This is a genomic window from Mesorhizobium sp. P2_F5 (assembly GCF_056403715.1).
Window position 1 is genome coordinate 53,047 of record NZ_JBFUEY010000024.1, and the last position, 26,923, is coordinate 79,969.

Annotated in this window: 30 protein-coding genes, 1 pseudogene and 1 riboswitch; of the genes and pseudogenes, 11 read left to right on the forward strand and 20 right to left on the reverse strand. The window is 63.2% G+C overall.

The features are described 5' to 3' along the window. Positions 1–47 precede the first annotated feature (47 nt). From AC1DYO_RS26790 to AC1DYO_RS26805, 4 genes are all read right to left on the reverse strand, one after another. A complete protein-coding gene (locus AC1DYO_RS26790; RefSeq protein WP_477267425.1) occupies positions 48–1,052 on the reverse strand; it encodes an ABC transporter substrate-binding protein in 1,005 nt (334 codons plus the stop codon). Next, positions 1,049–1,831, reverse strand: a complete 783-nt coding sequence (locus tag AC1DYO_RS26795) for an ABC transporter ATP-binding protein (RefSeq protein ID WP_477267426.1) — start codon at positions 1,829–1,831, stop codon at positions 1,049–1,051. The genes AC1DYO_RS26790 and AC1DYO_RS26795 overlap by 4 nt, the downstream gene beginning before the upstream one ends. Then, complete coding sequence (locus AC1DYO_RS26800) at positions 1,828–2,664, reverse strand: ABC transporter permease (protein ID WP_477267453.1); 837 nt, start codon at positions 2,662–2,664, stop codon at positions 1,828–1,830. The genes AC1DYO_RS26795 and AC1DYO_RS26800 overlap by 4 nt, the downstream gene beginning before the upstream one ends. Positions 2,665–2,925: 261 nt before the next feature. After that, positions 2,926–3,534 carry a YkoF family thiamine/hydroxymethylpyrimidine-binding protein gene (locus AC1DYO_RS26805; protein ID WP_477267427.1) on the reverse strand — a complete coding sequence of 203 codons (609 nt, stop codon included), beginning with the start codon at positions 3,532–3,534 and terminating at the stop codon, positions 2,926–2,928. Continuing rightward, positions 3,525–3,637, reverse strand: a riboswitch (TPP riboswitch). It overlaps the preceding gene by 10 nt. Positions 3,638–3,830: 193 nt before the next feature. On the opposite strand from AC1DYO_RS26805, the gene AC1DYO_RS26810 reads away from it, so the two are divergent. Further along, complete coding sequence (locus tag AC1DYO_RS26810; RefSeq protein WP_477267428.1) at positions 3,831–4,196, forward strand: hypothetical protein; 366 nt, start codon at positions 3,831–3,833, stop codon at positions 4,194–4,196. A gap of 136 nt (positions 4,197–4,332) precedes the next feature. Here AC1DYO_RS26810 and AC1DYO_RS26815 read toward each other — a convergent pair whose 3' ends face one another. The 3 genes from AC1DYO_RS26815 to AC1DYO_RS26825 all read right to left on the reverse strand — a co-directional run bounded on the left by AC1DYO_RS26815 (position 4,333) and on the right by AC1DYO_RS26825 (position 5,291). Then, positions 4,333–4,572, reverse strand: a complete 240-nt coding sequence (locus tag AC1DYO_RS26815; protein WP_477267429.1) for a DUF2934 domain-containing protein — start codon at positions 4,570–4,572, stop codon at positions 4,333–4,335. A gap of 84 nt (positions 4,573–4,656) precedes the next feature. Further along, positions 4,657–4,872, reverse strand: a complete 216-nt coding sequence (locus AC1DYO_RS26820; RefSeq protein WP_477267430.1) for a hypothetical protein — start codon at positions 4,870–4,872, stop codon at positions 4,657–4,659. Positions 4,873–4,961: 89 nt separating this feature from the next. Next, entirely contained in the window at positions 4,962–5,291 is a 330-nt protein-coding gene (locus AC1DYO_RS26825; protein ID WP_477267431.1) for a DUF1236 domain-containing protein, read from the reverse strand. 211 nt (positions 5,292–5,502) lie between these two features. Here AC1DYO_RS26825 and AC1DYO_RS26830 point away from each other — a divergent pair, with 211 nt between their 5' ends. Beyond that, positions 5,503–5,805 carry a DUF982 domain-containing protein gene (locus AC1DYO_RS26830; protein WP_477267432.1) on the forward strand — a complete coding sequence of 101 codons (303 nt, stop codon included), beginning with the start codon at positions 5,503–5,505 and terminating at the stop codon, positions 5,803–5,805. Between the two features lie 15 nt (positions 5,806–5,820). On the opposite strand, the gene AC1DYO_RS26835 is transcribed toward AC1DYO_RS26830, so the two are convergent. Then, the gene (locus AC1DYO_RS26835; RefSeq protein WP_477267433.1) at positions 5,821–6,117 is read right to left on the reverse strand and encodes a hypothetical protein; all 297 of its coding nucleotides are present in this window, start codon (positions 6,115–6,117) and stop codon (positions 5,821–5,823) included. A 187-nt stretch (positions 6,118–6,304) separates the two neighbouring features. Between AC1DYO_RS26835 and AC1DYO_RS26840 the strand changes: the two genes are divergently transcribed. From AC1DYO_RS26840 to AC1DYO_RS26850, 3 genes are all read left to right on the forward strand, one after another. After that, on the forward strand, positions 6,305–6,577 hold the full coding sequence (locus tag AC1DYO_RS26840; protein ID WP_477267434.1) for a hypothetical protein: 273 nt from the start codon (positions 6,305–6,307) through the stop codon (positions 6,575–6,577). Between the two features lie 71 nt (positions 6,578–6,648). Next, positions 6,649–6,876: a hypothetical protein gene (locus AC1DYO_RS26845; protein ID WP_477267435.1), complete on the forward strand. Its 228-nt coding sequence runs from the start codon at positions 6,649–6,651 to the stop codon at positions 6,874–6,876. A 104-nt stretch (positions 6,877–6,980) separates the two neighbouring features. After that, positions 6,981–7,130 carry a hypothetical protein gene (locus AC1DYO_RS26850; protein WP_142870100.1) on the forward strand — a complete coding sequence of 50 codons (150 nt, stop codon included), beginning with the start codon at positions 6,981–6,983 and terminating at the stop codon, positions 7,128–7,130. Between the two features lie 131 nt (positions 7,131–7,261). Here the strand turns inward: AC1DYO_RS26850 and AC1DYO_RS26855 are convergent, their stop codons facing one another. The 4 genes from AC1DYO_RS26855 to AC1DYO_RS26870 all read right to left on the reverse strand — a co-directional run bounded on the left by AC1DYO_RS26855 (position 7,262) and on the right by AC1DYO_RS26870 (position 9,833). Next, positions 7,262–7,483 carry a hypothetical protein gene (locus AC1DYO_RS26855; protein ID WP_477267454.1) on the reverse strand — a complete coding sequence of 74 codons (222 nt, stop codon included), beginning with the start codon at positions 7,481–7,483 and terminating at the stop codon, positions 7,262–7,264. Positions 7,484–7,759: 276 nt separating this feature from the next. Further along, the gene (locus tag AC1DYO_RS26860) at positions 7,760–8,167 is read right to left on the reverse strand and encodes a hypothetical protein (RefSeq protein WP_477267436.1); all 408 of its coding nucleotides are present in this window, start codon (positions 8,165–8,167) and stop codon (positions 7,760–7,762) included. Between the two features lie 194 nt (positions 8,168–8,361). Beyond that, positions 8,362–9,129, reverse strand: a complete 768-nt coding sequence (locus AC1DYO_RS26865; protein ID WP_477267437.1) for a hypothetical protein — start codon at positions 9,127–9,129, stop codon at positions 8,362–8,364. 467 nt (positions 9,130–9,596) lie between these two features. Then, positions 9,597–9,833: a hypothetical protein gene (locus AC1DYO_RS26870; protein ID WP_477267438.1), complete on the reverse strand. Its 237-nt coding sequence runs from the start codon at positions 9,831–9,833 to the stop codon at positions 9,597–9,599. Positions 9,834–10,062: 229 nt separating this feature from the next. Between AC1DYO_RS26870 and dinB the strand changes: the two genes are divergently transcribed. Next, complete coding sequence (gene dinB / locus AC1DYO_RS26875) at positions 10,063–11,304, forward strand: DNA polymerase IV (protein ID WP_477267439.1); 1,242 nt, start codon at positions 10,063–10,065, stop codon at positions 11,302–11,304. A gap of 3 nt (positions 11,305–11,307) precedes the next feature. Here the strand turns inward: dinB and AC1DYO_RS26880 are convergent, their stop codons facing one another. The 4 genes from AC1DYO_RS26880 to AC1DYO_RS26895 form a co-directional block, all read right to left on the reverse strand. Then, a complete protein-coding gene (locus tag AC1DYO_RS26880) occupies positions 11,308–11,571 on the reverse strand; it encodes an excalibur calcium-binding domain-containing protein (RefSeq protein WP_477267440.1) in 264 nt (87 codons plus the stop codon). A gap of 141 nt (positions 11,572–11,712) precedes the next feature. After that, positions 11,713–13,008: an HlyD family type I secretion periplasmic adaptor subunit gene (locus AC1DYO_RS26885; RefSeq protein WP_477267441.1), complete on the reverse strand. Its 1,296-nt coding sequence runs from the start codon at positions 13,006–13,008 to the stop codon at positions 11,713–11,715. Between the two features lie 11 nt (positions 13,009–13,019). Then, a complete protein-coding gene (locus AC1DYO_RS26890; RefSeq protein ID WP_477267455.1) occupies positions 13,020–14,747 on the reverse strand; it encodes a type I secretion system permease/ATPase in 1,728 nt (575 codons plus the stop codon). 364 nt (positions 14,748–15,111) lie between these two features. Continuing rightward, on the reverse strand, positions 15,112–18,294 hold the full coding sequence (locus AC1DYO_RS26895; RefSeq protein ID WP_477267442.1) for a beta strand repeat-containing protein: 3,183 nt from the start codon (positions 18,292–18,294) through the stop codon (positions 15,112–15,114). A gap of 898 nt (positions 18,295–19,192) precedes the next feature. Between AC1DYO_RS26895 and AC1DYO_RS26900 the strand changes: the two genes are divergently transcribed. From AC1DYO_RS26900 to AC1DYO_RS26910, 3 genes are all read left to right on the forward strand, one after another. Further along, positions 19,193–19,852, forward strand: a complete 660-nt coding sequence (locus tag AC1DYO_RS26900) for a response regulator (RefSeq protein WP_477267443.1) — start codon at positions 19,193–19,195, stop codon at positions 19,850–19,852. Between the two features lie 237 nt (positions 19,853–20,089). Beyond that, the gene (locus AC1DYO_RS26905) at positions 20,090–21,466 is read left to right on the forward strand and encodes a sensor histidine kinase (protein WP_477267444.1); all 1,377 of its coding nucleotides are present in this window, start codon (positions 20,090–20,092) and stop codon (positions 21,464–21,466) included. Then, positions 21,463–22,110 carry a response regulator gene (locus tag AC1DYO_RS26910; protein WP_477267445.1) on the forward strand — a complete coding sequence of 216 codons (648 nt, stop codon included), beginning with the start codon at positions 21,463–21,465 and terminating at the stop codon, positions 22,108–22,110. Before AC1DYO_RS26905 ends, AC1DYO_RS26910 begins: the two co-directional genes overlap by 4 nt. A 74-nt stretch (positions 22,111–22,184) precedes the next feature. Here AC1DYO_RS26910 and AC1DYO_RS26915 read toward each other — a convergent pair whose 3' ends face one another. After that, entirely contained in the window at positions 22,185–22,658 is a 474-nt protein-coding gene (locus AC1DYO_RS26915; protein WP_477267446.1) for a hypothetical protein, read from the reverse strand. A gap of 417 nt (positions 22,659–23,075) precedes the next feature. On the opposite strand from AC1DYO_RS26915, the gene AC1DYO_RS26920 reads away from it, so the two are divergent. Further along, positions 23,076–23,174, forward strand: coding sequence for a putative RiPP precursor (locus tag AC1DYO_RS26920; protein WP_477267447.1), 99 nt, complete (start codon positions 23,076–23,078; stop codon positions 23,172–23,174). A 68-nt stretch (positions 23,175–23,242) separates the two neighbouring features. Then, a complete protein-coding gene (locus AC1DYO_RS26925) occupies positions 23,243–23,335 on the forward strand; it encodes a putative RiPP precursor (RefSeq protein ID WP_477267448.1) in 93 nt (30 codons plus the stop codon). Between the two features lie 116 nt (positions 23,336–23,451). Here AC1DYO_RS26925 and AC1DYO_RS26930 read toward each other — a convergent pair whose 3' ends face one another. The 3 genes and pseudogenes from AC1DYO_RS26930 to AC1DYO_RS26940 form a co-directional block, all read right to left on the reverse strand. Next, positions 23,452–24,642 (reverse strand): hypothetical protein, encoded by a 1,191-nt coding sequence (locus tag AC1DYO_RS26930; protein WP_477267449.1) that lies wholly within the window; start codon positions 24,640–24,642, stop codon positions 23,452–23,454. Positions 24,643–24,750: 108 nt separating this feature from the next. Continuing rightward, positions 24,751–25,806 carry a sugar-transfer associated ATP-grasp domain-containing protein gene (locus AC1DYO_RS26935; RefSeq protein WP_477267450.1) on the reverse strand — a complete coding sequence of 352 codons (1,056 nt, stop codon included), beginning with the start codon at positions 25,804–25,806 and terminating at the stop codon, positions 24,751–24,753. A gap of 64 nt (positions 25,807–25,870) precedes the next feature. Further along, positions 25,871–26,751, reverse strand: a pseudogene (locus AC1DYO_RS26940) (EamA family transporter). Positions 26,752–26,923 lie beyond the last annotated feature (172 nt).

The window sequence follows — 26,923 nt, forward strand, 5'->3', positions numbered from 1 at the left end:
GGCTGAGCTCTCAGGCATCTCACCTTTGGCGGCAGGGAGATTGCTCCCTACCCCAGATACGCATTGCTGAAATAGCCCGCGAAATCTGGCCGTTCCTTCAGCGCCTTGCCATCAGCGTCAAGCAGGATGCCGGCACTGAAGAGGTAGCCGCCCATCGCCTCGATCTTGCCCTTGTCGATAGTGCCGATGGCGCCGGCCTCGCTTCTGAGGAAGTGCCCATCGACCAGCATCTTCAGCGAGGCGTGGATCAGCGCCGGGTCGGTCAGCGCATCCTTGTTGGAAGCGATCAACAGGTCGCCAGCCTCCCGCGGATGATCGACGGCGAACTGATAGCCGCGCCGCGTCGCCTCGACGAAGGCCGATGCCGCTTTCGGGTTTGCCTGGAGATAGGTATCGCTGGAGGCGATGACAGTGGTGTGCTCGTCGGGCACACCATAATCGGCATAGCGGAAGTTGCGCTGCCTGATACCCTTCAGTTCGGCATCGACGCCTTCCCAGGTCGAGACCTCTAGCGTGAAGTCGACCGATCCGTTGGCCAGCGCCTCATAGGCCGAGGTGCCGAGCGTCACGGTCTCGAAACTGCCCTTGCCGCCATCGTGGCGGATGATGGTCGAAATCAGCGTGTTTTCCCAGGCGCTGCCGAAGCCGCCATAGGTCAGACCGTCGAGATTTTTGGGGCTCTTGATCTCGCTGCGATCCGCGTTGAAGACCAGCCGGCCGGTCTCCTGCTGCACCACGGCGTAGACCGCCTTGAGATCGGCGCCGGCGGCGCGCTGGGTGAACAGGCCGACGCCGGCAATGCCGAAATTGGCGATGCGGTTGGCAACCAGCGTGCCGGCTCCGGTATCGCCATAGGGCAGGATTTCGACGTCGAGGCCGGCCTCGTCGTAAAAACCTTTTTCGCGGGCAACGAACAGGCCGATGTGGTTGGTGTTGACCGTCCAGTCGAGCGCGACGGTGATTTTTTGCACAGCCGCATGAGCGCGCGAGGCAAGCGGCAGTCCGGCAGCCAGCGTCAGCAGCAAGGCTTGCCGGCGGGTGAATTCAGTCATGATGATCTCCTTTGAGCGGTCTGCGGGAACGACGCTCGGTCGGCACCGGGATTGAGCAGCGTGTCGAGGATTTCGGCTTCGAGTGCGGCGGCTTGGCGCGCGGCATCGCTGCCTGTGGTACGCGGTCGCGGCAGCGGCACGGCGATCTCGCCGATGATGCGGCCCGGCCGCGCCGACATCAGATAGATGCGGTCGGAGAGATAGACGGCTTCGCGCACATCATGGGTGATCAGCAACGCCGTCCAGCGATGACGCCGCCACATGCCTTCCAGCCAGCGCTGCATGGCCGCGCGTGTCAGCGCATCCAGCGCGCCAAAGGGCTCGTCGAGCAGCAGCATGTCGCGCTGCTGCACCACGGTGCGCAGAAGCGCGGCGCGCTGGCGCATGCCGCCGGAGAGTTCCGCCGGCCAGGCTCGCTCGAAACCGGCAAGGCCGAACTCGGCGAACAGCGGCGCGACTCGCTCCCGGGCGGCCCGTCGCGACACGCCCTGGACTTCCAGCCCCAGCGTTACATTGTCGATGACGCGCCGCCACGGCATCAATGCGTCGCGCTGTGGCATGAAGGCGAAAGGGCTGCCATCCAAGGGCGCGCCGTCGAAGCGCATGTCTCCCCCGCCTTTCAGCGCGCCGGTGAGCAGCTGGAACAGCGTCGACTTGCCGGCGCCGGAGGGGCCGAGGATGGAGACGAACTCGCCGGCCGCGACGTGAAGCGAAATGCCGGCGAGCACCTCGAGCGCGCCGAAGCTTTTGCTGATGTCCCGGAGCTCGAGCCGTTTCATTGGCGGCTCTCTCCCGAACGCTTTCGGTCGTCGCTATCGCTCCCCGCATTTTCCCAAGGCATGGCGAGACGCTGGACGAGCACGGCAATGCCGAACAAGATGAGCGTGAGCGCGGCGCTGACGGCGACCGCGGCGAGCACCAAATCGGGGCGAAAATTGTTCTTGGCGTTGAGCATGTAGATGCCCAGCCCTTTCGCCGCTCCGGCATATTCGGCGAAGATCGCGCCGACGACGGCGTAAGTGATGGAGATGCGCAGCCCGGCGAAGAAATAGGGCAGCGCCGAGGGCAGCCGCGCCAGCCAGAAAATGCGCCAGCGCCCCGCCCCCATGGCGGCGAGCATCTGCGAAATCTCCGTGCTCGTGGCGGCAAAACCCTCGACCAGCGCCACCATCATCGGGAAGAAGGTGACGAGCGCCACAAGCAGGATTTTTGGCATCAACCCGAAGCCGAACCACAGCACGATGAGCGGCGCGATCGCCACCAGCGGCAAGGTCTGGCTGACGATCAGCAGCGGAAAGAGCGCGCGGCGCAGCGGGGCCAGAAAATCGACCAGCGCCGAAAGCACGAAGGCAGCGACCAACGAGCAGGCAAAGCCGGCTGATGTGGCGCGGATGGTGGGAAGCGTGTTTTCGGCAAGGGCGGCGCGATTCTCCCAGGCCTGCAGCAGCACGCGGGACGGCGCCGGCAGCATGGTGGGGGCGACGCCGCCATAGCGGGCGTAGACCTCCCAGGCTGCAAGGATCAGGGCGAAGGCGATGGCGGCGGGTGCTGTCTTGGCGATAGCGGCGGCTGATCTCCCCCCTCGAGGGGGAGATGTCGCCGAAGGCGACAGAGGGGGTCGCCGACCGTAGAGCGCCCACGCCCTGCCGACGCGAAAAGGACGTCGGCGCTCCACGCGCTGGGACCCCCTCTGGCCTGCCGGCCATCTCCCCCTCAAAGGGGGAGATTCACCGGCATCGCCGTCGTCGCCAATCGCCAATGGCTCCTCTCCTCTCTGTGCTGAGAAGTCAGAGGCAGAGGCATCTCCGCCACGCGATGGGTTGGGCAAAACAGCCACGGCAATATCCTCGACGAACGACGCTTGAGCCGCGGCTCAGACGGCGCTCGGGCTGTTCGCCGAAATGGTGACGTCGAGGGTGACGTGGCCGGCGCCCGGGCCGAAGCGGCAGAAGGCTTCGTTAAGCGTGGCAAACACCGCGCCGGCATCGCCGCGTAATTTGGTGCAGAAGTTTTTCGAGCGCTCGAAGACACCGGACTGCTTCAGGAAATCGATGCAGCCATAGATCTCGTCCATGTGGTCGCCGGTGCCCATGACATAGAGCGAGAATTGCGCCGCCACCGGCTGGTCTGTCGATGGCGTCGCCTGCACGGCGCGGATCGCAGCGAGCTTGCGCTCGTCCAAGGGAATGGTGGGGCCGCCGGTCTCGTCGGAGCGGCAGATCGGATCGTCGGGCTCGCCCGGACAGCCACGCGAAACCGCAGCCGAAAGCACGCAGTGCTTGCCGCTTTTGGCCGCCGCCACAAACAGGTCGCGCATGGCCGGGAACAGCACCTCGGGCGGCCCGACCAGAAGCGTCGAGATGTCGTCGGTCTCGATCCGCAACCGGTCGCGCCAGGGATCGAGCGCGCCGAGCGCGCCAAGGATGACGCCGACGAAATCGTCGGTCATGGGATAAAGGGAAATCTGTGCGCCGGAAAACATCGCCCGCCTCGCTCCGCTGGTATTATCCAGATCAGCTTTAGGGTCCGAAGGCTTGCCGCCCTCATCTCAGCCCCGACCATACGGAGCACCCCTGTGGATGAGCGGGTTAAAGCACTGTTCGAGCGATTGGGGAAGCGTATTTTTTCGGCTGTCATCGCGAAGTGTGTTGGGCCAAGTTTCTTGCCTTGAGGAAAAGTCGCATCATTCGGGAGCTGAATTCGTTCAAATTGTACGCGATGCGCTTGACTGGATTTCGTACATAACGTACGATAGTTGCTTTCAACAAGGGGTTTTCCGTGAGCACAGCGAACCATGCCGCCTTCGCCGACCTCTCCCGCCCGCTGCTGTCACCCCCACTGTTATCGCTCTTGTCGCTCGACCAGCGCGAACGCGTTGCCGGAGCATGGCGAATGGCCAGCCAGGACATCGCCGACGACATTCGTTTCATCCGCCAGTATCTGAAGGTGATTGCCGAGAAGGATGAAAGGCTGTCGACCGGCACGCTCGTTCATAGCCGCGCCTATGTCGAGGCCTGCGCCGGCTGGCTGCCGCAAACGGTGGCGCGCTATCTGCGGCACCTGCGCCAGATCACCGAATGCGAACTGGCCATGACAGAAGCTGGCATCCGCTTTGCGCTGTCGAGTTATGCCTGGGAGGCATGAGACGCTGTTTCGCCTTGTCGCCAAACAAAACAAATTGCGCTGCCCATTGCAGCCGCAATTCGTCAGGTTGAGAGGCTCGGGCGCGCCTGAACGGCGGGCGCCAAGGATGACCCCCCGGGCGAATTCAGCCCTTGCGCTATTTTGACTTGGCCTTGCCGGACTTTGCCGTGGCGGGCTTCGCGGCCTTTGGCTTGGCGTCTGCCTTGGCGGGCTTCGCAACAGCCTTCTTCGCCGCCTTCTTCGGCTTGGCGGCTGCGCCGTCGACCTCGGCCGCGGCCTGATCCCAATGCTCCTGATGCGCACCTTCGGGGCGGCCTGCCTGTTCCCAGATCTCGTGTGCGCGCTGGCGAATGCGGTCCTGTCTGTCGTCCGTCACTTAAGCCTCCGTGGTTGGGTCCGATCGGTTGGTCCAGATTCCACGAAAACATTAGCCGAAAATTCAGCCGGCGTCTTGAATGACTCAGCGCCGATCGGAAACGACCGCTACGCCAAGCAGTGCTGCTTTCTTGGTAATCAGCCCGGCAAGGTCAGCGTCCGAACGATCGGTGCCGGTGCGCTCGCGCAGGACCGCGATTGCTTCCTGCATCGACAACAGCGCCGTACTGCGCTCGGCCAGCAACTTGTCGCAACACGCCGCAACATTGGCGGAGCTCGGGGTTTCGACATGCGGCAACATGGCAATGCTCCTTTCCCGGTTCGACCCTGCCATTCTTGTTCGCAAGAACGGCAGGGCCAGATTATCGACGATGGTTCTATTCGTCGGAACTACTCGACGACCTCGACGATCCTGCGCGTGCTGGGGTCGACCAACACGGTATGATTGTCGACGACGGCGTATCTGTACTGAACATCGGGCACCTCTTGCAGTTCGACCGTGTCCGGCAAGGCGGAGCCGACATTCAACTCGACACCGAGGAGGTTGATCGAGGCAAGCGGGTGCTTATGCACATATTCGCGTACGACGGTGCGCTGTTCGGGGGTGACGATCACCTGCCGTTGTGCCGGCTGCGTGACAATGACTTCGTCGGCAGCGGCAACACCGAGACCGGCGATCATGGCAAGCCCGGCGACGGCGGGAATAAGGACGGTTTTCATCTTCGTCTCCTGTCGTTGTTGGTGAGCTCCGCCTTGTTCCCGCACGAGGCGAAAACAGCACAGATCGAGCTGGCGGGCTCCTGGAGGCAAACGCCGCCGGTACGGTCTTGTTCCGCAAGCGGAGACTAAATTGATCGGCTTGCCGGCCATGTCAGCTGGAACCGCATCGGCATGATTCGCATTGAAGACGATCCCTCAGGAGACCTTCAATATGAACGATATGCGGCTCCAAGTTCCGGTGGCGATTGCGGTCGGCGCCGGCTTCAAACGCGACATCGCGACGTTGGCCGAGATGCAGAATTCTCTCAAGGAATGGCCGCAGGCCGGACGCGGCAAGATTTATGACACGGCACTGAGGGCCTGCGAAATGGCCAGGGCTGGACACCTGACCAAGGACCAGGCGCGGCGGGCCTTCACCGCCTTTGCCGAGGCGGCAGGCATTGCCTGGACCGGCATCGATCCGGTGACGGCGCTTCGCCTGGCCAAAACTGGCCGGCCCCGGCCCACACTGTAGAGACCTCAAACGAGATCATTGCTTCGGCGGCTGCACAGGCACCTCGCCGGGCTTGATCACCGGCGTTTTGCCTTGATCCGGCGGCGGCTGCGTCATGCCCTGGTCACCGCTGGGCGGCGGCTGCAGCACGCCGCCGCAAGAACCAAGATCGGCGCTCGAATTGCCATTGCCGTCATTGGCGGGAGGCTGCTGTTGGCCATCCTGGGGCTGCGCCTGGCAAGGCACGGGAGGAGCGCCCTCGCCGCTGTCTTGCGCGGCCGCGGGGCCGGCAAGCGCCAGCAGCGCGCACGGCAAGAAAACAAAGATCTTCATTGTCCGGTCTCCGTCTGGAATCGTCTTCCTGTTGGCAAATGCAGGCTGGCGGCAATTGGTTCCCCCAAGCGGTCCCCAAGTGGCTCCCAAGCGAAGTGGACCGGTTTTCGGGAACCTGCTTGCCGGCGGCGAGTTCCACATTCTCGATGCAAGCATCGGCCCCAAGCACCGACCCAAGGAGGCAATCATGGATCCCCGCAGAAAACCAAGCGACGAAGTGGAAGCGCCGACGCCGCGGCAGCAGGACTGGGATGCGCTGCGCGGCGCAAGAATTCTGCCCGACGGGGCGGACGAAGAAAGCCTGCCGGATATCACCGGTGTCGAGAAGGAAGGCGAGCTGCCCGAGGAAGACGACGGCAACTCCTACCGGGACAGTGACGACGCCCTGCCCGACGATGCCGAGGAAGCCGCCATCGGCCGCGATCCGGCGAGACGCGGCGGCCCTTTCGACGAGATGTAGGCTCGAAGCAGTCTGCGCCGGACTTTCGAAGCGTTTTACCGGAACTCTTCGTCTGTTCGCTGGTTAGGAAATTGTCCAACCCAGAGGAGACCGGTCATGGATCACAGATCGGCTCTGTCGATCATCTGCATGGCAGTCAGGTCGTCATCGACGTCGGCGGCTTTCTTGGCATCGGCGCCAAGCCGGTGGCGGTCACCACCAGCCAGCTTGACTTCATGCGCGACGAGGATGGCGACGTCCACGCCGTCACCAGTTGGACCAAGGACCAGCTCAAGGCGATGCCGGAGCATCGGGACTGATACTTTTCGAAGGGCCCGGCTGCAGCCGGGCGCCCTTCGTTCGTCACGCCAGTGCGCCCTGGCGGCTTGGCTTCAGCGGCGCCCTGGTGATCAGGGAGAGACCGATGATCAGAAAACTCAAATCAGGAAAATACCGCCTCTATTCGCGCAAGGTCGATGAAAAGACCGGACGGCGACGCAACCTCGGCACCTTCGACAGCCGCGAAGCGGCCGAGAAACACGAACGCGAAGTCCAGTATTTCAAGCGCCATTGAGGCCGCTGATATCTTCAAGACGCGCATACGATCGCCCGACGCGGACCGTGCAGGTGCTCGCTCCGGCATCGCAGACGGCTGGCCCCGGCAACCGCCGGCGCTTGAGTGCCGACGGGCGCACGATCGGGCCTTCAGTTCGATGCGGGATCGCCCAGCGCCTCGGTGACGAAGGAAGCCGCGATCAGGTCGTCGGCATCGATGCGTAGGGACCCTTCGGCGTCCCCCATGATGGCCGCGACCTTCTGGAAGGTCTGCATCTCGTGTTCAGTAATCCGGGCGTTTCGCATCCTGGCTTTCAGATCGGCGATGCGTCGGCCCAATGAGGCCGACGTTCCGATTTCTCTTTTCGACATGGCGTCGTGCTCCTCCCCCAACCCATGCTTGGTTTTGCCCTCTGCCCGCTTGGCTGCACCCATTGCTGCCTATTTATAAGGCAGCACGAATACAGTCGCGGCAACGCGCGGTACCAGGGAAGGTTCCAGCGTAAAATGGTCACGAAATAATACGGGAAGGCGGGCAGCCCGAACCGGCGACTAGGCGCCGCAACCACCGGCTGCGGCCACCAGGCCAAACCAACCCCCGTCGCTATTGGCGACGCGGATCAGACTTCAATCACCTTGCGCTGACAGTCAGCGAGAGGCTGACGGTACGGCTGCGGCCGAGCGCGCCGTTTCGGGTGAGAACACCACGAAAGCAAAGATCAGAACGGCAGCGGCGACAATCAGCGAGCCACCGGCAACGACAGGCTCAAACGCCGGATTTCCCTGCAGCATCACATAGAGTGCTGGCAGCATGATCACCACGCCAACCGTATAGAGCCAGTAGTGGATCATGGCGATGCGACGCGCCGCCTTTTGTGGATTGAGCGCGTAATAACCGCCGAAGATGGCGCTCGTCACCCAGCCCAGCAGATTGATATGCGCATGCGCCGGGAAGGCGCTGTGGTCGCCCGAGATCGCCATCTGCAGGCCGGCCGCGATCCCCAATATGAGGAACACGATGGCGGTTTTAAAGAAAAGTTCCGAAACCCTAGGCATGTCGTTTTCTCCCCGATGCCGTTTACCCCAATATTGCGAAGGCTACACTCGGGAGCGGAGATTTGCCATGCCTTACTTGGGGTTAGTAACGCTTTTCCCTTGATATTGGCAGTTCCGTCGTACCGTCAAAAAAGCCGCCGGGGCGAGACCCGGCGGCTTGGACGTTCGATTGGCCGTTTCAGCCGCGATCGGCTTTATGGCGTTGGCGCAGGGGCCAGCTTGGCGGCCATTTGGTCGATCTTGTCGGCAAGCACACCGTTGGCCCAGTCGGTGACTTCGGGGTCGACCGGCTTGTTGGCCATATCGGCGAGTGCGTCATCAAGCGATGGGATGCCGAGAGTGGCGGCGTCGGCAGCCGTCTGCGCCGCGTCAACCGCCGCTTGAGCATCCGTGACCGCGGCCTCCAGATCCGCGATCGCTGCGGCCTGGGCCGCCGCCACCTCGGGCGTTGCAGGCGTAATGGCATTCGCCGCGTCGAACAGCGCCTGCTGGGCGGGCACCGCGTCCTCGGCCGCCGTCAGCGCCGCCTTTGCGTCGGCAAGCGCGGCTTGGGCGTTCTTGGCAACTGCCGACGCCGTCACATAAGCCTGAACGCCGGCGAACTTCTTGCTCTTGGAGTTCAAATAGGCGTTGATGTTGCGTTGCAGCGAGTTCAGCCGGCCAAGCTTGGCGTGGATGTTCTTATCCTTGGGCGTCGCGGCGACCTCGACGTCATCGACGGTGGCCTCGTCATCAGTCGAGGCCTTCTTTCCGGCGTGAGCCGATGCCGACTTGCCATGCGAAGCGCTATTGCCGGATTTGCCGCTATTGCCGTTGCCGCCGCCATTGCCGTTGCCGCCACCGTTGCCGCCGCCATGGCCGTGGCCACCACCGTTACCGTTACCACCAGCACCGGCCAAGGCCGGAGAGGCCAGGAGCGCAAACGCGGCAAGCGCCGCCAAAAGAGTTTTTCGGGATGTCATGATACCTCCTCGGGGGATAGCCACCTCCGCCGACTCGCTATAGCAGCGCCATATGAGAATTTGCTAATTCGATGGAGTAAACTTTAGATAAATGTGGTTGCGATACGCGATAATCGGGCTGCAAAGGGCCGGGAAAAATCTTGTAAATAATTGAAATATAAACACAAATGTGAAAATCGCCGAGCGAACCGGCCCTTTGCGCGACTGACGCCCTATACTGATCAGACCTTAGGCCTAATTGCTGTGATACTTAGGTCGCAACCATGACCGTCGTCGCGTAATTTGTCGAACTGGTGTCGAGTACGGATTCGACATGACCCAGCAACCAACTTGGTGATCGAGCTGCCGGCAGAGCCGCCTTCGAGGCGGATGTATTGAGCGCCAGAAAAGCAGGCGTTCGGAGCATCGGTGATGGTCGATTGGTCGCCCGGGAAGGACGGCCTTCTCAACCGCTTGCGGCATTGGGCCTATGGCATCAGCAGGATATCAGCGCCCGGCTGTTCGTCGAACAGCACCGCGCAGCCGCGCCTCAGCGCCACCGCAGACAGCGCATTGGCCACCGCCTCGTCCGGCGACACGAAATCGCCGGTCAGCACCCGCAACTCTTCTACCGCCTTGGCCATCGACACGCAGTGCCCGGCAACGCGATCGCTCGTGCAGGCGTCAATGACGCTGACGAGGTCGATCATCTCGAACTGGCCCATACCGGCCTCCACGAAACAGTGTCCCATCGAGACAATCAACGCCGCGGCGAGAGACAATGTTCCCTGCGCCCGGCGGCAAGGCAGATCAAATCTACTGCCGGTCTCCAGCAAACTCACTGGAGGTAAGCGCCGCGCTTGACAGCGGACCCTGTTTGTTCTCTATTTGTTCGCAAAACTACCCCTAGCAACAGACGCGGCTAATGCTGCAACGCCCAAAGGAACGGCCGGGATGGAACCCACCATCCTGCATGCGGATCTCGACGCCTTCTATGCCTCGGTCGAGCAGTTGCTCGACCCGTCGCTCAGGGGCAAGCCGATTGCCGTCGGCGGTGGTGTCGTGCTTGCCGCTTCCTACGAGGCCAGGGTTTTTGGCGTGCGCGGCGGGATGCCGGGACGACGCGCGCGGAAGCTTTGCCCGCAGTTGATCTTTGTCGGCGGAAATTTCGGCGAGTACCAGAGGCTGGGCGACGCCGCGATCAAAGTGCTCGACGATTTCACGCCGCTGGTCGAGCGCATCTCCATCGACGAGGCCTTTGCCGATGTCGCCGGCTGCACGCATCTGTTCGGGTCGCCGGCCGAGATCGCCGCCAAGGTGCGGCGGCGTGTGCGGGCGGAACTCGGGCTGCCGATCTCGATCGGCGTGGCGCGCACCAAGCATCTGGCCAAGATCGCCTCGCAAGTGGCAAAACCCGACGGGATGGTGGTGGTCGATCCGGCAACGGAGCTCGCCTTCCTGCACGATCTGCCTGTCGGGTTGATGTGGGGCGTCGGCCCGGCGACCAAAGCGCGGCTGGCCGAGATCGGCATCGAGACCATCGGCCAGCTGGCAAAGACGCATAGCGGCGCGCTGCGCCGGCTGCTCGGGCCTGCCGCCGGCGAAAAGCTGGCGTCACTGGCGTGGAACCGCGACCCGCGAAAACTCGAAACCCACCGTCGATCGCATTCCGCCGGTGCGCAGTCGGCACTTGGCAAGCGGCCTGCCGAGGCCCGTATCTTCGGACCTGTGCTGCTGCATCTGGCAGACCGGGTCGCCAGCCGCCTCAGGGCAAAATCGCGGCCCGGCCGCACGGTGACAGTGCGGGTGCGTTTCGCCGATCTGCACGCTGTCACGCGCTCGCTGACGCTCGAGCAGCCGATTTCGGCGACCGCGATGCTGGCCGAAATCGCCGAGGAACTGGTGCGCGGCGTGCTGGCCGCCAACCCGCGGGAAAAGACCATCTCACTGCTGGCGATCTCGGTGTCGCAACTGGAAGAAAGTGCCGAGCTGCAGCTGGAACTGCCGCTCGGGCTCGATGACGAGAAGCAGCGGCCCGGCAGCAAAAAGGGCCTGGCGCGCTTTGGCGCCGACCGCGCCATCGACAAGATCCGCCAGCGCTTTGGCAGAGAGGCGGTCGGCTATGGCGCGGTGGCGCTGGAGGCCCGGCGCTCGGTTCCCGACGCCTTCCGCGAACTGGCGGAAAAGGAGCTGTGAGAACTATCGGCCGGTGCGCCAATAGCGATGCACCTTGACGCCGCTTGCCCCATGCCAAGGCTCACAAGCTATGCCGTCATGGTCGGCGTCGTGCGTCGGCCAGTAGCCCGGTTCTCCCACATGCGCAGGGGCCAGGCCGACGGCACGCGCAGCGCTACAGTTCGGAAATGCCGCAAGGTGCCTGAGCACGGCCCATGGCGAGTCGAACCGGACGCCCAGAAAGCCGTAGACGATGTAGCCGAACAACAGGATGAACGGGGCCAGCATGGCCAGCCATCTCAACCTGCCCGACCTGCCATGGCGGCGATGCATTGGCCAACGCACGAACGGCAGGAGCATCATCCTTGGCACGCCCCCTTCTTGGCACGCTCCTTCTTGGCACGCCCCCTCTTGGCACGCCTTGGGGCCTCACTCCCTGAAGGCGCGGTTGATCTGGTCTTGCAGCGGCTTGACGAGGTAGGAGATCACGGTCCGGTCGGCGGTCTTGATGAAGGATTCGACCGGCATGCCCGGAACCAGCTTGATCTCGCCAAGGCGAGCCACTTCCGCGCTCGTGGTCGCGATGCGCACGGTGTAGTAGCTGATGCCGGTGCGCTGGTCGGTGGTCGTGTCCGGCGAGGTGCGCTCGACCGTGCCGTTGATCTGCGGCGTGGTGCGCTGGTTGAAGGCCGAGAAGCGCAGTGCGGCCGGCTGGCCGACCCATAGCTGGTCGATGTCGCTCGGCGCGATCTTGGCCTCGACGGTCAGGCTGTCGCTGTCGGGCACGATCTGCATGATTGTCTGGCCGGGGGTGATGACACCGCCGATGGTATGGACGATGGACTGCTGAACGACGCCGTCCTGCGGCGCACGAATGTCGATGCGCTTGAGCTGGTCCTCGGCGGCGATCTTGCGCTCCGTCAGTTCGCCAACCTTGGCGTCGATATCGCGCAACTCCTTGTTGACGTCGGTGTTGAGTTCGAGATCGATCTGGATGATCTGCAAATTGATCTCGGCAATCTTGCCCTGGGCCTGCGCCTGGGCCGCTATCAGCTGGCTGCGCTCGCCGTCGAGCCGCGCCGACTCGCGCTCCATGGCCGTCAGGCGGTCGATGGAAATCAGCCGCTTTTTCCACAGCTGACGTATGCTGGCCAATTCCTCCTCGACGAGCGTGATTTCTTTCGACTTGGCGTCAGCCTGGCCCGTGTTCCCCACGATCTCCTTCTGCAGCTGGAGGATGCGCTCCTGCAACTGGCTCTTCTGGCCGGACCGGGACGCCCGCCCCGTCTCGAAGACCTGCTCCTCGCCGGCAATGATCTCGGCGATCGCCGGGTCGTCGCGGCGATCGAGAACATCCCTAGGGAAGGCGATGGTGTCGGCGCCCTCGCGCTCGGCCTCGAGGCGCGCCTCGCGCGCCGACAGCTGGTCCAGCGACTTGGTCACCACGGCAAGGTTGGCTGCCGGCATGGTGGGGTCGAGGCGCACGAGCAGCGCACCGTGCTTGACGCGGTCGCCGTCGCGCACGGCGATCTCGCCGACGATGCCTCCGGTCGAATGCTGCACGTCCTTGACGTGGGAATCGACGACGAGGACGCCGGGGGCGATGACCGCTCCGGAAATGCGGGTCAGCGATGCCCAGCCGCCGACACCGCCAACCAGCAGCGCGACCGCGACGAGACCGAAACGCATATAGCGTCGAATGGATTGGTGGGAGGAGCTCAGCATCGTTCCTCCCTTCATTCGCCTGCCGCCACCGCGCCAGGCGTCGGCTCTTCGGTGGCGAGCCTGAGACGTGGCACGGCGACCATCGGTGGCTGCGGCCGCGGGAACAGCTTGGCCAGAACGTCATCCTTGAGGCCGAAAGCCTGGACGCGACCCTGGTTCATGGCGAGGATGAAATCGACCGTGGCGAGCGCGCTCGGCCGGTGTGCCACCAGCACGACCATGCCGCCGCGCTTCCGCACCCCCATGATCGCCTGCAGGAGCGCCTGCTCACCTTCGGCATCGAGGTTTGAATTCGGTTCATCGAGCACGACCAGGAAAGGATCGCGATAGAGCGCACGGGCCAGCGCGATGCGCTGGCGCTGGCCCGCCGACACGGCCTCGCCGAGCTCGCCGATCTGGGTTTCGTAGCCGTCGCGGAAACCGACGATGAGATCATGCGCGCCGGCGGCGTTGGCCGCGGCAATGATCGCGGCGGGATCGGCATCGGGCTCGAAACGCGCGATGTTCTCGGCGACCGTGCCGGCAAACAGCTCCACGTCCTGCGGCAGGTAACCGATGAAGCGGCCACGATCCTCCGCCGACCACTGGTCGAGGTCGGCGCCGTCGAGGCGGATCCTGCCGGCAGCGGGCTGCCAGGCCCCGACGAGCGCCCTGACCAGCGTCGACTTGCCCGAACCGCTCTGGCCGATGACGCCGACGGCGTGTCCCGCCTCAAGGGCAAAACTGGCGTCATGCACCAGCGGCCGCTGCGTGCCGGGGGCCGCGACGCTGACACCCTGCATGAAAACGTGACGGCTCGGCGACGGCATGGTCATCGGCTCGGCGTCGGCCGGCAATGCCGCGAGAATCCTGGTCAGCCGCTGCCAGCCCTGCCGCGCGGTCAGGAAACCCTTCCAGTTGGCGATGACCAGATCGACGGGCGCCAGCGCGCGGCCGCTCAGGATCGATGCGGTGATGATGATGCCCGCCGTCGCCTCCTGCTCGATGACCAGCCAAGCRCCGATACCGAGCATGGCCGACTGCAGCAGCATGCGCAGCACCTTGGACACGGCGCCGAAACCGCCGGCGATATCGCTGACGCTGCGCTGCTCGGCGAGATAATCGCGGTTGGCCTCTTCCCATCGCTTGGCCATCCGGCCGCCCATGCCGAGGGCCGCGATGACTTCCGCATTGCGGTTGCCGGTCGTGGTCAGGCCGTTGCGGATGATGCCGGTCTGGGTACCTGAGGTGACCGGCTTGCGCGTCAGCCGCTCGGCAAAGATGGTCAAAAGCACCAGCACGATCGCGCCGATCAGGGCGGTCACGCCGAGAAGCACGTGGAACATGAAGATGATGGCCAGATAGAGCGGCAGCCACGGCAGATCGAACAATGCGGTCGGTCCGGTGCCCGACAGGAAGGTCCGCACGCTGTCGAGATCGCGCACCGGCTGCATGCTGTCGCCGTTGCGCCCGACCTTGAGCGGCAGCTTGAGGACGCTGGAATAGACGCGGGCGCCGAGCGCCTCGTCGAGGGCGCCGCCGATGCGCACCAGGATGCGGCCGCGGATGAAATCGAGCACGCCTTGCCCCGCATAGAGGATGGCGACGAGCAGGCTGAGGCCGATCAGCGTCGGCACGCTGCGGCTCGGCAGCACGCGATCGTAAACCTCGAGCATGTAGATCGAACTGGACAACATCAGCACGTTGAGGACGCCACTGAACAGCGCGATGGCGATGAACGCCGAGCGGCAGGATTTGATCGCCGCCGCGAGTTCCGATCCCTGTTGCCGGGCATTGGGCTGCCGGGCACTGGGCCCGGCAGCCCTTCGCGCCGTCGCCGCGGCGCCGGGGGCGGCGTCCGGACCGGTTTCAGCGCGAAAGGGAGTGCGTCCCCGAAACAGCAGAAGGGTGCCAAATATCGCCAGCGCCAGACAGAGCAACCAGACACCCGGCGATACCGTCAGCACGCCACCGAGCCCAAGAAAAAGGGCGCAGGCGATCAAAACCAGACCCAAGGACCTGATCCTGGCCTGCGCCGAATTGAAGATAGTGGAGCCCCTTCCCATGCCAGTTCATGCGGGCGGCGCTGCGGCAATGCACCCGGCCGAAGGCCGGGGGCCTGCCTCAGGCGATACCCGTCAGGCCTCCCACTTCATGCAGCGTGAGCCAGAACTGGTCGAGCGTGTTGGGATGCTCGTCGATGATGTTGGCCCCATCGAACCAGGCGACATGGCCGCCTGCCCCGGATGTCACCAGTTGGCCCTGGTTGAACCACATCAGCGCGTTCTTCAGGCCCTCGCCGTCGGCCTCCTTGCCGCCGTTCCAGTCAGTGATGCCGGAGCTCGGATCGGTGACGTCGACATATTTGGTCCAGGCATCCGAGCTCGTCTTGACGGCACCGCCCGCCAGCGCCGTGCCGGCGACGTTGGTGTCGATCTTGTTGTCATGGTTCGCGTCGAGGTTGACGCCCCCCACTGACCATACCCCCTCGCCCTTCAGCCACATCACCGCCTCGGTGATCAAGTCGGTGGGCTGGTCGACGTGGTTGTCGATGTTGAGCTGGGTGGCGATCGCCTGCTGCAGCATGATGATGCGCGCGTCACCGCCCGCCGAACTCGATTCGATGGACTTGGCCAGGGAGTTCGAAATCAGCAGGGTGTCTTCGCCGGCGTCGGCAACGCCGTTGTGATTGATGTCGCCGAGAAGCAGGTTGCCATCGGTGCGCGGATTGATGTCCAGGCCCCAGATGACGCCACTGTTGAAAGCGCTCTTGGTGGGATTGCTCTCGTGGCCGGTGACACCATCCCAGGCATCGGTATGGCTGCCCCAGAACCCCTGGGTCAGCGCCTTGTTCGAGAAGCCCTCATAGTCACTGCTGTCGGTGGCGCTCGGAGTGAGCGAATGTCCGGCCGTGTCGGCAAAGGCATTGGTGGTCGCCGTTGCATTGTTGACATAGCTGCCAGGTTGCGCGACGCCGGTTGCCTTGTAATGCCAGATCTCGTTCGGATCGAGCAGGTTGTTGTGGTTGATGTCGCCGGTGTTGTAGCCGCCGCTGGTAATCGCCGTGGCATTGAAGTCGTCGCCGGTGCCGACCGTGCCATTGTCGTCCTTGACCACGACGTTGGCGAGCGCGACGTTGCCGTCGTTCTTGACATCATAGGTCCAGGTCACGGCCTGGCCCTGGAAGATGTTGAGGCCGTGGTCGACGCCGTTGGTCTTCTTGTCGAGCGTGATATGCGGATTGGCGCCGAAATAGCTGGAGCCGTCCGTAGCCGTATCAGTGCCGGTATGACCGGCAGTATCAGTGAACGAGCCGGAGGCCGAGCCGATGTTGCTGTAGTTGCCAATGCCGGCAACGCCTGTGCCGGTGAAGACCCAGGCCTCGGTGAGGTCGAGCTTGTCGTTGTTGTTGGTGTCGCCGATGTTGTGGACGGCATCGCCGCCGAGCACTCCGGTGACCGTCACGCCCTGATCGTCGGTCACGTTGACGCCCGAAAGCGCGACATTGCCGACATTGGTGACCGTGTATTTCCAGGAGATCGCCTCGCCGGACAGGATGGTCAGGCCGTCGCCCGATGTCGCGCCGTCAACCGTCACCTTGTTGATGGCGATTTCCGGATCGGCGCCGAAATAGCTGGAGCCGTCGGTGGCGGTGTCGGTGCCGGTGTGGCCGGCAGTATCGGTGAACGAGCCGGAGGCCGAACCGATGTTGCTGTAGGTTCCAGTGCCGGCAACGCCGGTGCCGGTAAACACCCAGGCTTCGGTGAGATCAAGCTTGCCGTCATTGTTGGTGTCGCCGACATTGTGCACGGCATCGGCGCCGAGCACCCCGGTGACCGTCACGCCCTGGTCGTCGGAGACGTTGACGCCTGAAAGCGCGACGTTGCCCGTGTTGGTAACCGTGTATTTCCAGGAGATCGCTTCGCCGGTCAAAATGTTCAGGCCGTCGCCGGATGTCGCGCCGTCGACCGTCACTTTGTTAATGGCGATCTCAGGATCGACGCCGAAATAGCTGGAGCCGTCGGTGGCGGTGTCGGTGCCGATGTGACCGGCTTCGTCGGTGAACGAGCCGCTGGCCGACCCGATGTTGCTGTAGGCGCCAGTGCCGGCCACGCCGGTGCCGGTGAACACCCAGGCTTCGGTCAGGTCGAGCTTGCCGTCATTGTTGGTGTCGCCGACATTGTGCACGGCATCGGCGCCGAGCACCCCGGTGACCGTCACGCCCTGATCGTCGGTCACGTCGACGCCTGAAAGCGCGACGTTGCCGACATTGGTAACCGTGTATTTCCACGAGATCGCTTCGCCGGTCAAAATGTTCAGGCCGTCGCCGGATGTCGCGCCGTCGACCGTCACTTTGTTGATGGCGATCTCAGGATCGACGCCGAAATAGCTGGAGCCGTCATCGTCAGTGACCGAAACCGCACCGGCAGTACCGGAAACGTGGCCGATATTGGCATAGTCGCCGGTGATGGCCGTACCGCTGCCGGTAAAGCTCCAGGTCTCCGTGGTGTCGAGCTTGCCGTCATTGTTGACGTCGCCGATGTTGTGGGTGTTGTCTGCCCCAAGCACCGCAGTGACGACCACACCCTGGTTGTCGGTGACGACGATGTTCGACAAGGCGACATTGCCGGTGTTGCTCACCGCGTATTGCCAGGAGATCGCATCACCGGAGAGCACTTGCAGCCCGTCGCCGATCGCCGAGCCGTCGACCGTTACCTTGTCGATGCCTATTCCAGGCGTATCAGTGCCGGTGCCAGGTGTCGTAAGGGTGCGCCACTCCTCGAAGCCGCCATTGGAGCCGGAGAAGCTCGAAAACAATGTCACATAGGATCCCGGGGAGACGCCGGCCGCCGTGAAGTCGCTGACCGGGACGAGTACCCGGTAGTCGTCCGTCCCCGAGCCATGATTGGAATCGATCAAAAACTGCGGGTCGCTCAGGTCAAGATGGAAGACGGTGGTGAACCCTGCAAAGCCCGCATTGTAGTCGGTAAGGGTTGCCCCGGCGTTGGAGATGTAGACATCCAGGCCGGTCAGCGTGATGTTGCCGTTTACGGCATTGTTGCTTTCGTTGAGATCCAGCCGAAACTCGATGTAGTCGATGCCGCCGACATTGATCGATTGCATGTTGCTGTATTGCAGGTCGTGGGTGAAGGACGCCTTGTTGTCGAGGACGTTGCCGTTCTGGTCGGTGTTGAAGCCCTCCTCCACACCCGTCGCCTGCAGCCGCAGGAAGGAATCGTAGTTGCCGGTTCCCGAACCTTCCGTCGTTGCCTCGAGAAGGACGCCGCCGCCCAGATCTGTTGCCATTCCCATTTCCTCCACATTGTCGTCCGGTCAGCGATCAAGCCGCCGCCGGCCACCCCAGGGTTGATTGCAAGCTCCGAGCGCCCGGCTCCCGCGCAGCATGGCGTGCCGATGAGCGATCGTTTTGGTAAAAAGAAGGGGGAATTTGGACAAAAGTCTGGGGGCGGCGGCGAAGTCTGAACTTGCTCCGCCAACTGTTGCTGGATGACGGAACACAAGTGCCGTCGAACTGCCTGCCACGCCCACGCCCCATACCCCAAACTCGCGCGGTCAACCTCGACCGCCAGAGCCTTAATAATCCCCTAACCATATTACGCAGGTTGCAATTGGTGCGTCCATATAACCGTGGTTATAGACGCGAACGCAAATTCAACGCCGGTAAATCGCCTTCATATTCAAGTCGAATTCCTTGGCGACGGCCGAATTGTTTTTAAATACCTCAAATTTTACTTTCCTGGACGAGATTATTGGAACCAGTTCCGTGGTCTCATCAAACGACAGGCCGGCAATTATGCGGCGGTATCGCGTCTGCTTTCAGTCCGCTGCCGGGGACCTTGCTGCCGGCAGCACGTGGAGGTTGATTACGTATTTGCTAATTCTTATCGGAAGCACGATGCTGCTGCCGCGATGGCTCCCCTATAAGGAGGAGCGGGCCGGGTTCGGGGGGCCGTTTCCGGCCAGGAGGCGTGCAGACATAGACACAGCAACGCCGGGTCTGCCCTTGGGGCGCAAGGCCGTGGCGCTTTGTTTTGAGCGGAGGAATACTGTTGATGATTAAGCATAGGGGATTGCCGCTTCAGCCGGACGAAAACAATGGTGCCGCTCCTGCATGGCGCTTTGTTGGCCGGCGGCCGCCGCCGTTCACGCCACCCCCGGCAGTCAGGCATAAGGGGACCTGAACATGGTCACCACGGTGTTCATCGCCGATGACCATCCGCTGCTGCTGCACGGGCTGGCAGACCTGATTGCCCGCGATCCCGACTTCCTGGTCGTCGGGTCGGCGCTGGACGGCAGGAGCGCACTGGCGATGATCCTGCAGGAGGTGCCGGATGTCGCGGTGCTCGACGTGCGCATGCCGGGGCTGAGCGGGCCCGAAATCGCCGCGGAACTCGGCAGGCTGGGGCTCGCCACGCGCTGCGTGCTTCTGACAGCAACCGCTTCCAACGCCGAGCTTTATGATGCCGTGGTGGCGGGCGTCGTCGGTATTGTGTTCAAGGAAGCCACGGTCGAGACACTGGCCAAATGTATCCATCAGGTGGCCGCGGGCGGACGCTGGTTGCCCGCCGAGATCGTCGGTGACGCCGTCGAAAGCGAGGCCTCCCGTCGGATCAGATGGCAGAAGCTTTCGTCGCTGCTGACCATCCGCGAGATGGAGATCGCCCGGCTCGCCGTCGCCAACAGGCCGAACGGGCAGATCGCGCTCGATCTCGGCATTTCGAAAGGCACGCTGAAAATCCACATGAACAATATCTACCGCAAATTGCAGGTCTCCTCGCGTGGCGAGCTTTTTCAGCTGGTGGCCGGTCAAATCTCGCACGACGCCCGGACGGGACGGCAATGAAACCAATGCAGATGCCCGCGACAGCCTGTCTGTCTAGCTTCGCCGGCCCTGTAAGATTCCCGGCGCGGCGGTGCTGCCGATGCCGAACCGCGGCGGCCAGAATCTTGCACAGGCCAAAAATCTTGCACAGACCAAAATCTTGCACAGACAATGTCGCAAAGGCTGCGGAGCCTCTATAACAGGCACGGGTGGGAAGGGTGGATCGTGCGATTGCTTGGGGTTTTCCTGGGAGAGTTCTTGCCGCGTTGGGGCAGACTGTCGCTGGCCCTGCAGTTCCTCATTGCCGGCGGTATCGGGCTGCTGGTGGTGATGCTGGTGGTCGGCGTGTGGGTGACCTCGCAAATCCGGCAAGGCGTCATGCGCAATTCCGCCGCGACCACGGCGCTCTATGTCGACAGCGTGATAGCGCCGCTATTGCCCGACATGCGCAAAAGCCGTGAGCTCGACGATACCGTCAAGCGGGCGCTCGACGAGACGCTCGACCAGGGTGCGCTCGGCAAGCGGCTGGCGTCGTTCAAGCTGTGGCGGCGCGACGGCACGATCCTTTACGCCAAGGATGCGACGCTGATCGGCAAGGTGTTCGAGCCGAACGCCAACCTGATCGCCGCCTTCAGCGGCAATGTCGTGGCCGAGTACAACGACCTCGATGACGACGCCGAGAGCCGATACGAGAAAAAGACGGTGGCTGGACCGCTGCTGGAAATCTACAATCCGGTACGCGAACCTTGGTCCGGCGAAGTCGTCGCCGTTTCGGAGTTCTACGAGGTTGCCGACGACTTCGAGTCGTCGCTGAACGCCGCCCTTTGGCAAAGCTGGCTGGTGGTGGCCGGCGCCACAGCGGCGGCATTGGCGCTTTTGTCGGGCATCGTCTTTCGCGGCAGCCACACCATCCAAACCCAGCGGTCGGCGCTGGAGGCCAAGATCGCCGAATTGCGGGCGCTGCTCTCGCAGAATTCATTGCTGCGCGAGCGCGTGCAGCACGCCTCGCGCCGCGCCACCGCGCTCAACGAACGCTATCTCAGGCGCATCGGGGCCGATCTTCACGACGGGCCGGCCCAACTCGTGGCGCTGGCGGCACTCAGGATGGACAGCCCGATCTTGCTTGATCCAGGCGCCTCCACCGCGCTGCGCGAAGCCGAGATCGCCGACATCCACAAAACGCTTGACGAAGCGATCCGCGAGATACGCGGCATCTGCAACGGTCTCGTCCTGCCGCAGATCGAGACGGCGGCGGTGCTGGACATATTGCGGCTGGCCGTCGCCGAACACCAACGGCGGACCGGAACCTCGGTTTTACTGACGCTGCCGAAGCGCTTGCGCGAACCCGGTCCTTCCGAGAAGATCAGCATCTATCGTTTTGTCCAGGAAGGCTTGAACAACGCCTATCGCCACGGAAAAGGCAGGGATCAGGCGGTGAAAGCGGCAATGAAAGGCGGCAAACTGTTCGTCGAGGTGCTCGACGGCGGCCCCGGATTCGACCCGGCAAGAAGCGAGGGCCTTGGGCTTGCCGGTCTCAGGGAGCGTATCGAGAGCATCGGCGGCCAGTTCGAAACCGTATCCGGCCCACAAGGCACACGACTGGTGATAACATTGACCATTGAGGAGCAATCGTGACCCACGCCATCCGCATTGCCATTATCGACGACCATCCGTTGTTTCGCGAGGGTGTAGCGCGCAGCCTCGGCGAGATCGGCGGTTTCGAAGTGGTCGGCGAAGGCGCCAGTGCCGAGGATGCCGAAAGGCTGGTCGCGGCCATGCGCCCCGACATCGTGCTGCTCGACATCAGCATGCCGGGCGGCGGGCTCACCGCCGCGGCAAACATCATGGCCGGGCACCCCGGCCAGAAGGTCGTCATGCTGACCGTGTCGGAAGCCAACGCCGATGTTGCCCAGGCGCTCAATGCCGGCGCGCGCGGCTATGTGCTGAAAGGCGTCGGTTCGAAGGCGCTGGCCGAAATCCTCAGCAATGTCGCGGCTGGCGAAAGCTATGTCTCGCCGACACTGTCGGCCCGGCTTCTGTCGGACCTGTTGCAGCCGGCGAACCGCAAGGCCGATCCCATTCAGCAGCTCACCGGCCGCGAGGCCGATATCCTGCGCCTGGTGGCGGAGGGCTTGAGCAACAAGGAAGTCGCCGCACGGCTTTCGCTGCAAGAGAAGACGGTCAAGCATCACATGACGCGAGTTCTGGCCAAGCTCAATGTCCGCAACCGCACCGAGGCGGCGCTGCTGATGCGCGAGGCGCGGGAGCGCGCGAGTTGACGCGCGGGGCACGGACGACACCTGTTCGCACGAGGCACTGAGGAAAAACACGTCCGCCCGAAAGCGGCCAGCCCTCACAAACTTTTCAAACGTGCCACATCGGCGGCGGTCGCCGCCCGTTCGACTATGGTGCGGTCGAGCGCATCCTTCATCGTGAACCGGCCATTGTGGATATCTTCCTTCATGCCGTTGGGATGAGTGACCGTGATGCCGGTGGCGTCGACCTCGACCTGGTCGCCGGTTGCAGAATTCACATGGCTGGCTTTGCCGGCGCCGGTATTGCCCTTGCCCTTGCCGTTACCGCCGCTGTTGCTGTTACCGTTTCCACCGCTGTTGCCGTTGCCGCCACCATTTCCGTTGCCACCGCCATTGCCGCCTCCATTGCCGCCGCCACCACCATTGCCGCCGCCGCCCCCATTGCCGCCATCCTTGGCGAAGGCGCTGCTGGCGGCAATCTTGGCGGCGCCGTCAAAGCTTAGGTGATAGGGCACAAGGACCAAGGCGAGCGTCGTGGACGCCCGCAAGGCAAGCCAGTAGAGTTGGCGCAAGCGCGTAATCTGTTCCTCTCCCGTCAGCGAGGACCGATCCGATCTGTCCACAACCGGAATGGCGTTGTTGCCAGAACAGCATCCACAAATCGACGTTCTGCGAAAGCGGCTTACGACCCTTGTCCCAGCCGATACAGACCTTTTTTATAAAATTTTCAGACTTAAGTCTTATATTAAGCAACCACTAGTGGTGACTGCGATCGCTGAATGGCGGCGCTCCGCCGTTTCGGACACTTCCCGCACTGCGACCCTATCCTGGGCCGCGCCATGCAGAGCCAAGAACAATGCTTTCTCGATGAAGGTGCATTTGCGGGTTAGCGTCTAGGCGCCAAGAAAAAACGGGACGGGACGACGGTCCCGCCAAGGTTGACAGTGTCGATCTGTCTGGCATTATCGCGTGATCCTGGAGGATGCACTATGAAGAAAACCTATTCGAAGCCGGTGCTGGTCAAAAAGGGCAAGCTCTCGCAGGTTACTGCGGTCACCAACGGCGCCGGTTCCGGGCCTACCACATAACAGTTGGATCGTCCGGTCGCCGCTTGGCCGAGGGGCAGGTTTTCAGGGTAGAAATTGGAGATGGGAAAATGAAGAAGACCTATTCAAAGCCGGTGCTGGTCAAAAAGGGCAAGCTCTCGCAGGTCACCGCGAACGGTGCTTCCAACCCTACCCCTCAATAGACCTTTCATCTCGACTGATCGAGGAACCCGCCCATCCCGATAGAGCCGGTTGGGCTTGGTCCTTTGTTTGAGAATGATCTTTTCTGAGCCGCTGGTTTCGGAACGATACGCTATACTCAGCGCGCAACCACCATGTCTTCAAGCACGAGCTGCCAGTAGTGGCGTGTGGAAAAACGCACGCGCGTCACGGCTGCCAGCATCGGCGCGTAGTGCACGGGTGCCAGCGCCGACAGGGTGACGGTGTCACTGGCGACCAGCCGGTCGCCGAGCCAACTCTCGATCAAGGCGGTTTCGCCTTCGGACTTCAACCAGGCCGCGGTCAGCATCACGGAGTGGAAGCCGAACGGTTTCTCGCTGGAGAATTCGGCCGGATGTCCACTGCTCGTATAGCAGACATGGTCTCCCGAGATGTTGCCGTTGACATAGCCTTCGCTGCCTTCGATGTGATCGCGCGCCATCGCGTTCAAATTGAACCAGATGAACCCGGCATAACCGGACGGCACTTTGCGCAAGCCGTGCCCGGTGACATCGTCGAAACCGATAGTCTGCAAGGACGCGGCACCGTCGAAGATGGCATTTTCGGGCGACAGCAGGCCGACCTCCGTCGGGTAGGCCGACAAGGCCAACCGGCGCGCCACGCCACCGCCGCTGATTTCGATCGCATCGGCGTCGTCGGGCAGATCGACGCGAAAGCCGGCGGCATTGCCAAGCGAATGCACAGCCACCACCTGCCCGTTCCGTGTCACCGAGACGCTCGCCGAGAAATTGTCGGCCACGCGGCCGCTGAGCCAGCGGACAGGGAACAGCCCGACCGGCTGCAGCATCGCCTCCGTAACCAGCCCGGTCGGCGATCCCGGCAGCGACCGGACGTGCTGAGACTGGACCTCGTTGGCGCTGCTCGAACGCCAGCCGGGCGGCACCGAAACCGTGAACCGGTAGTTGCCCGGCACATGAATGGGTGCGGACCGGCGTTTCGTCGACGTCTTGAAATTGGCAAAGCCAGCGCGATTGCTCCGCGCCGCTGCCACGAGACGGCCATCGCCGTCATGCAGCCTGACCATGATGCCGGCCATCGGCCGGTCGCCCAGCCCATAGCGGCCGTCGCGATCAGCGTCGAAATAGACAAAGGACGAATAGTTGAGGTCGCCGCGGCTGTCCGACCAGTCCCGCCGCACGGCGTAGTCATCTGCCGGATTTTCGCGCAGCCGAACCTTGCGGCGAGACCGCACCTGCCGCCAGGCGAACGCCGCAACGACAAGGGCAAACCCCAGCAGGATTGCCGCTTTGACCAAAGAGGATTCAAGCACCGCTGTCAGCCTTCGCCACGCCCATGGGATCTCCGCAATGAGCCATATACCGATGCCGCAGTATTCAGAGCAACCGGACACCGAAGCCGGCGAACCCTGCGTGTGATCTCACATCCGCATTTCAGCCCAGAAGCTCCGCTGCTCCGGCGTCTGTTTGAGACTGCCGTGACATTGGTGGATGTCCAGCCCAGCGCTGGTGTTGGCCTCGACGATGACGATGCCGGTTGGCATCAGGGCGACATCCCATCCAACGAGGCCGGGATAGGGCAACAGGCTCGCAAGATGCAGCATCATCGATTTGAAGGCCTGCCAGTCGGGCACGGCAGCACCGCGAATCTGGACACCGCTTTCGGGGTGCGTTTCCCGGAACTCACGCCTCTTGAGCTCAGCATTGTAGAACAGCCCGGCGGCCAGGACGCCCGTGTCGATATCCACCTTGGCGGCGATGCCGCCTTTGCCTGATTGCCAATTGTCGGTCGGATAGGTTGCAGGCCGGCCCATTTTCATCGTCGCCGCGAGAAAGGCCGGCCTGTGATCGGAAAAATGCGTGCCGGTCAGCACGCGCAACGTGTTCAAGGTCGTGGGGAAGAAGGCTTCGCTCCACGGCCCCTGCCGGATGATATCGGAGACGATGTAGCCGGTGGACGAAGCGTTGGAAAAATCATCCAGCAATTGCCGCGCTTCGATGCGTTTGCCGTTTGCGAGGATGCCGTCGGGCAACTGGCTCAGCCTCTTGGCACCTTTGCCCTTGCCCTCGCCGGCGGGCTTCAGGAACAGTTCGCCTTTTTCGGCGAGCAGCCGAAGCAGGGCATCCAGTTCGAGGATCTTGCCATCGCCAGCCAGGCTTATGAGCTTTTGGCCTGCAACATAGTGGGTGGCTGGCGGCGCCACGGATGGCATGACGCAATCGAGCCAGAGTTTCTGATCCAGTTTGTTGTGCAGTGCTTGCTCAAGGCGGAGATTGTAGGTCGCCTTGCGCCGCCGTTCCAAGGTGAAGTTGAAATAGTCATGCTCGCGGTAAGCCCTGTCCTCGAGCATCACCAGGCCTTTGGAGGGATGCCCCTTGAGCAGGCTGCGAAGCCGCCAACCGAGGGTTGGGGCCGAACTGGAAAACTCCGTCTCAAGAAAAGATTTGTAGAACAACCACCGCCGCGCAATCGACATGCCCACTCCCCTGCCCGGGTGCCAGGGTATAACATTTCGAAAGACAGTTCACGCCGACCAGCAGCTATTCCGGTGACGGCACCGGCGGCTTGGTGGTCAGCGCTGCGCCGAAGGCGGCGACAACCACGGCGGCGATGCCCGCGCATTGCAGCGGGCTCAGGATCTCGTGCAGGAACAGGAAGCCGGCCAGCGCGCCCAGCGCCGGCTCCAGGCAGGTCAGCGTGCCGTAGAGCCTGGCCGGCATCCGGGTCAGCGCCACCATCTCCAGCCAGATGGCAAGGCACTGGAAAACAGCCCGACCAGCAGCGCGCTGACCAGGATCGAGGGTGCGATGAGATCCGCGCCGGCCTCGGCCAGACCGAACGGCAGGGCGATGGCAGCGGCGATGATCAGCCCGTAAGCGGTTGTCTGGCTGCCAAGCTCGGCGCCTACCTTTTGCGCAAAGATGATGTAGAGCGCCCAGCAGCCGCCGGCGGCAAGCGCCAGCATCACGCCGATCGGGTCGAGCGCGCTGCCGGAATGGATGAAGGGGGACAGAAGCACAATGCCGGCGACGGCCAGTGCCACCCAGACAAAGTCGCTGGCGCGCCGCGACGACAGCGTCGCCACCAAAAGCGGACCGGAGAATTCGAGTGCCACCGCGACGCCGAGCGGGATCCTGGCAAGCGCCGCATAAAAAAGCAGATTCAGCGCCGCAAGGTTCACGCCGTAGGCGATGAGCCAGGGCAGCACGTCGCGCGACGGCCGCACCCGCCACGGCCTCAGCGCCACCGCCAGCATCAGCGCTCCGACGACCAGCCGGAGCGCCGTGGTGCCATTGGCGCCGATAAGCGGAAACAGGCCCTTGGCAAAGGCGGCGCCGATCTGGATCGACACCATGGCGCCGAGCAGCGCGCCAATCGGCAAGCTCTTCGCTTCGGCTGCGGCGATTGGCATCGACGTCAATTCCAGTCCCTCCCGCAACGACGCGGCCAGCGCCTCCCTGCGCAGTCCCGCGACAGGAGCAACGGGCCTGGCTGTCGTGCGGCACGGCCCGGTCGTTGATGGGGCACAACGCTATTTCCTCTCCCCCGTCGAACGGGGGAGAGGTGTCGAGCGAAGCTCGACGGAGTGGGGG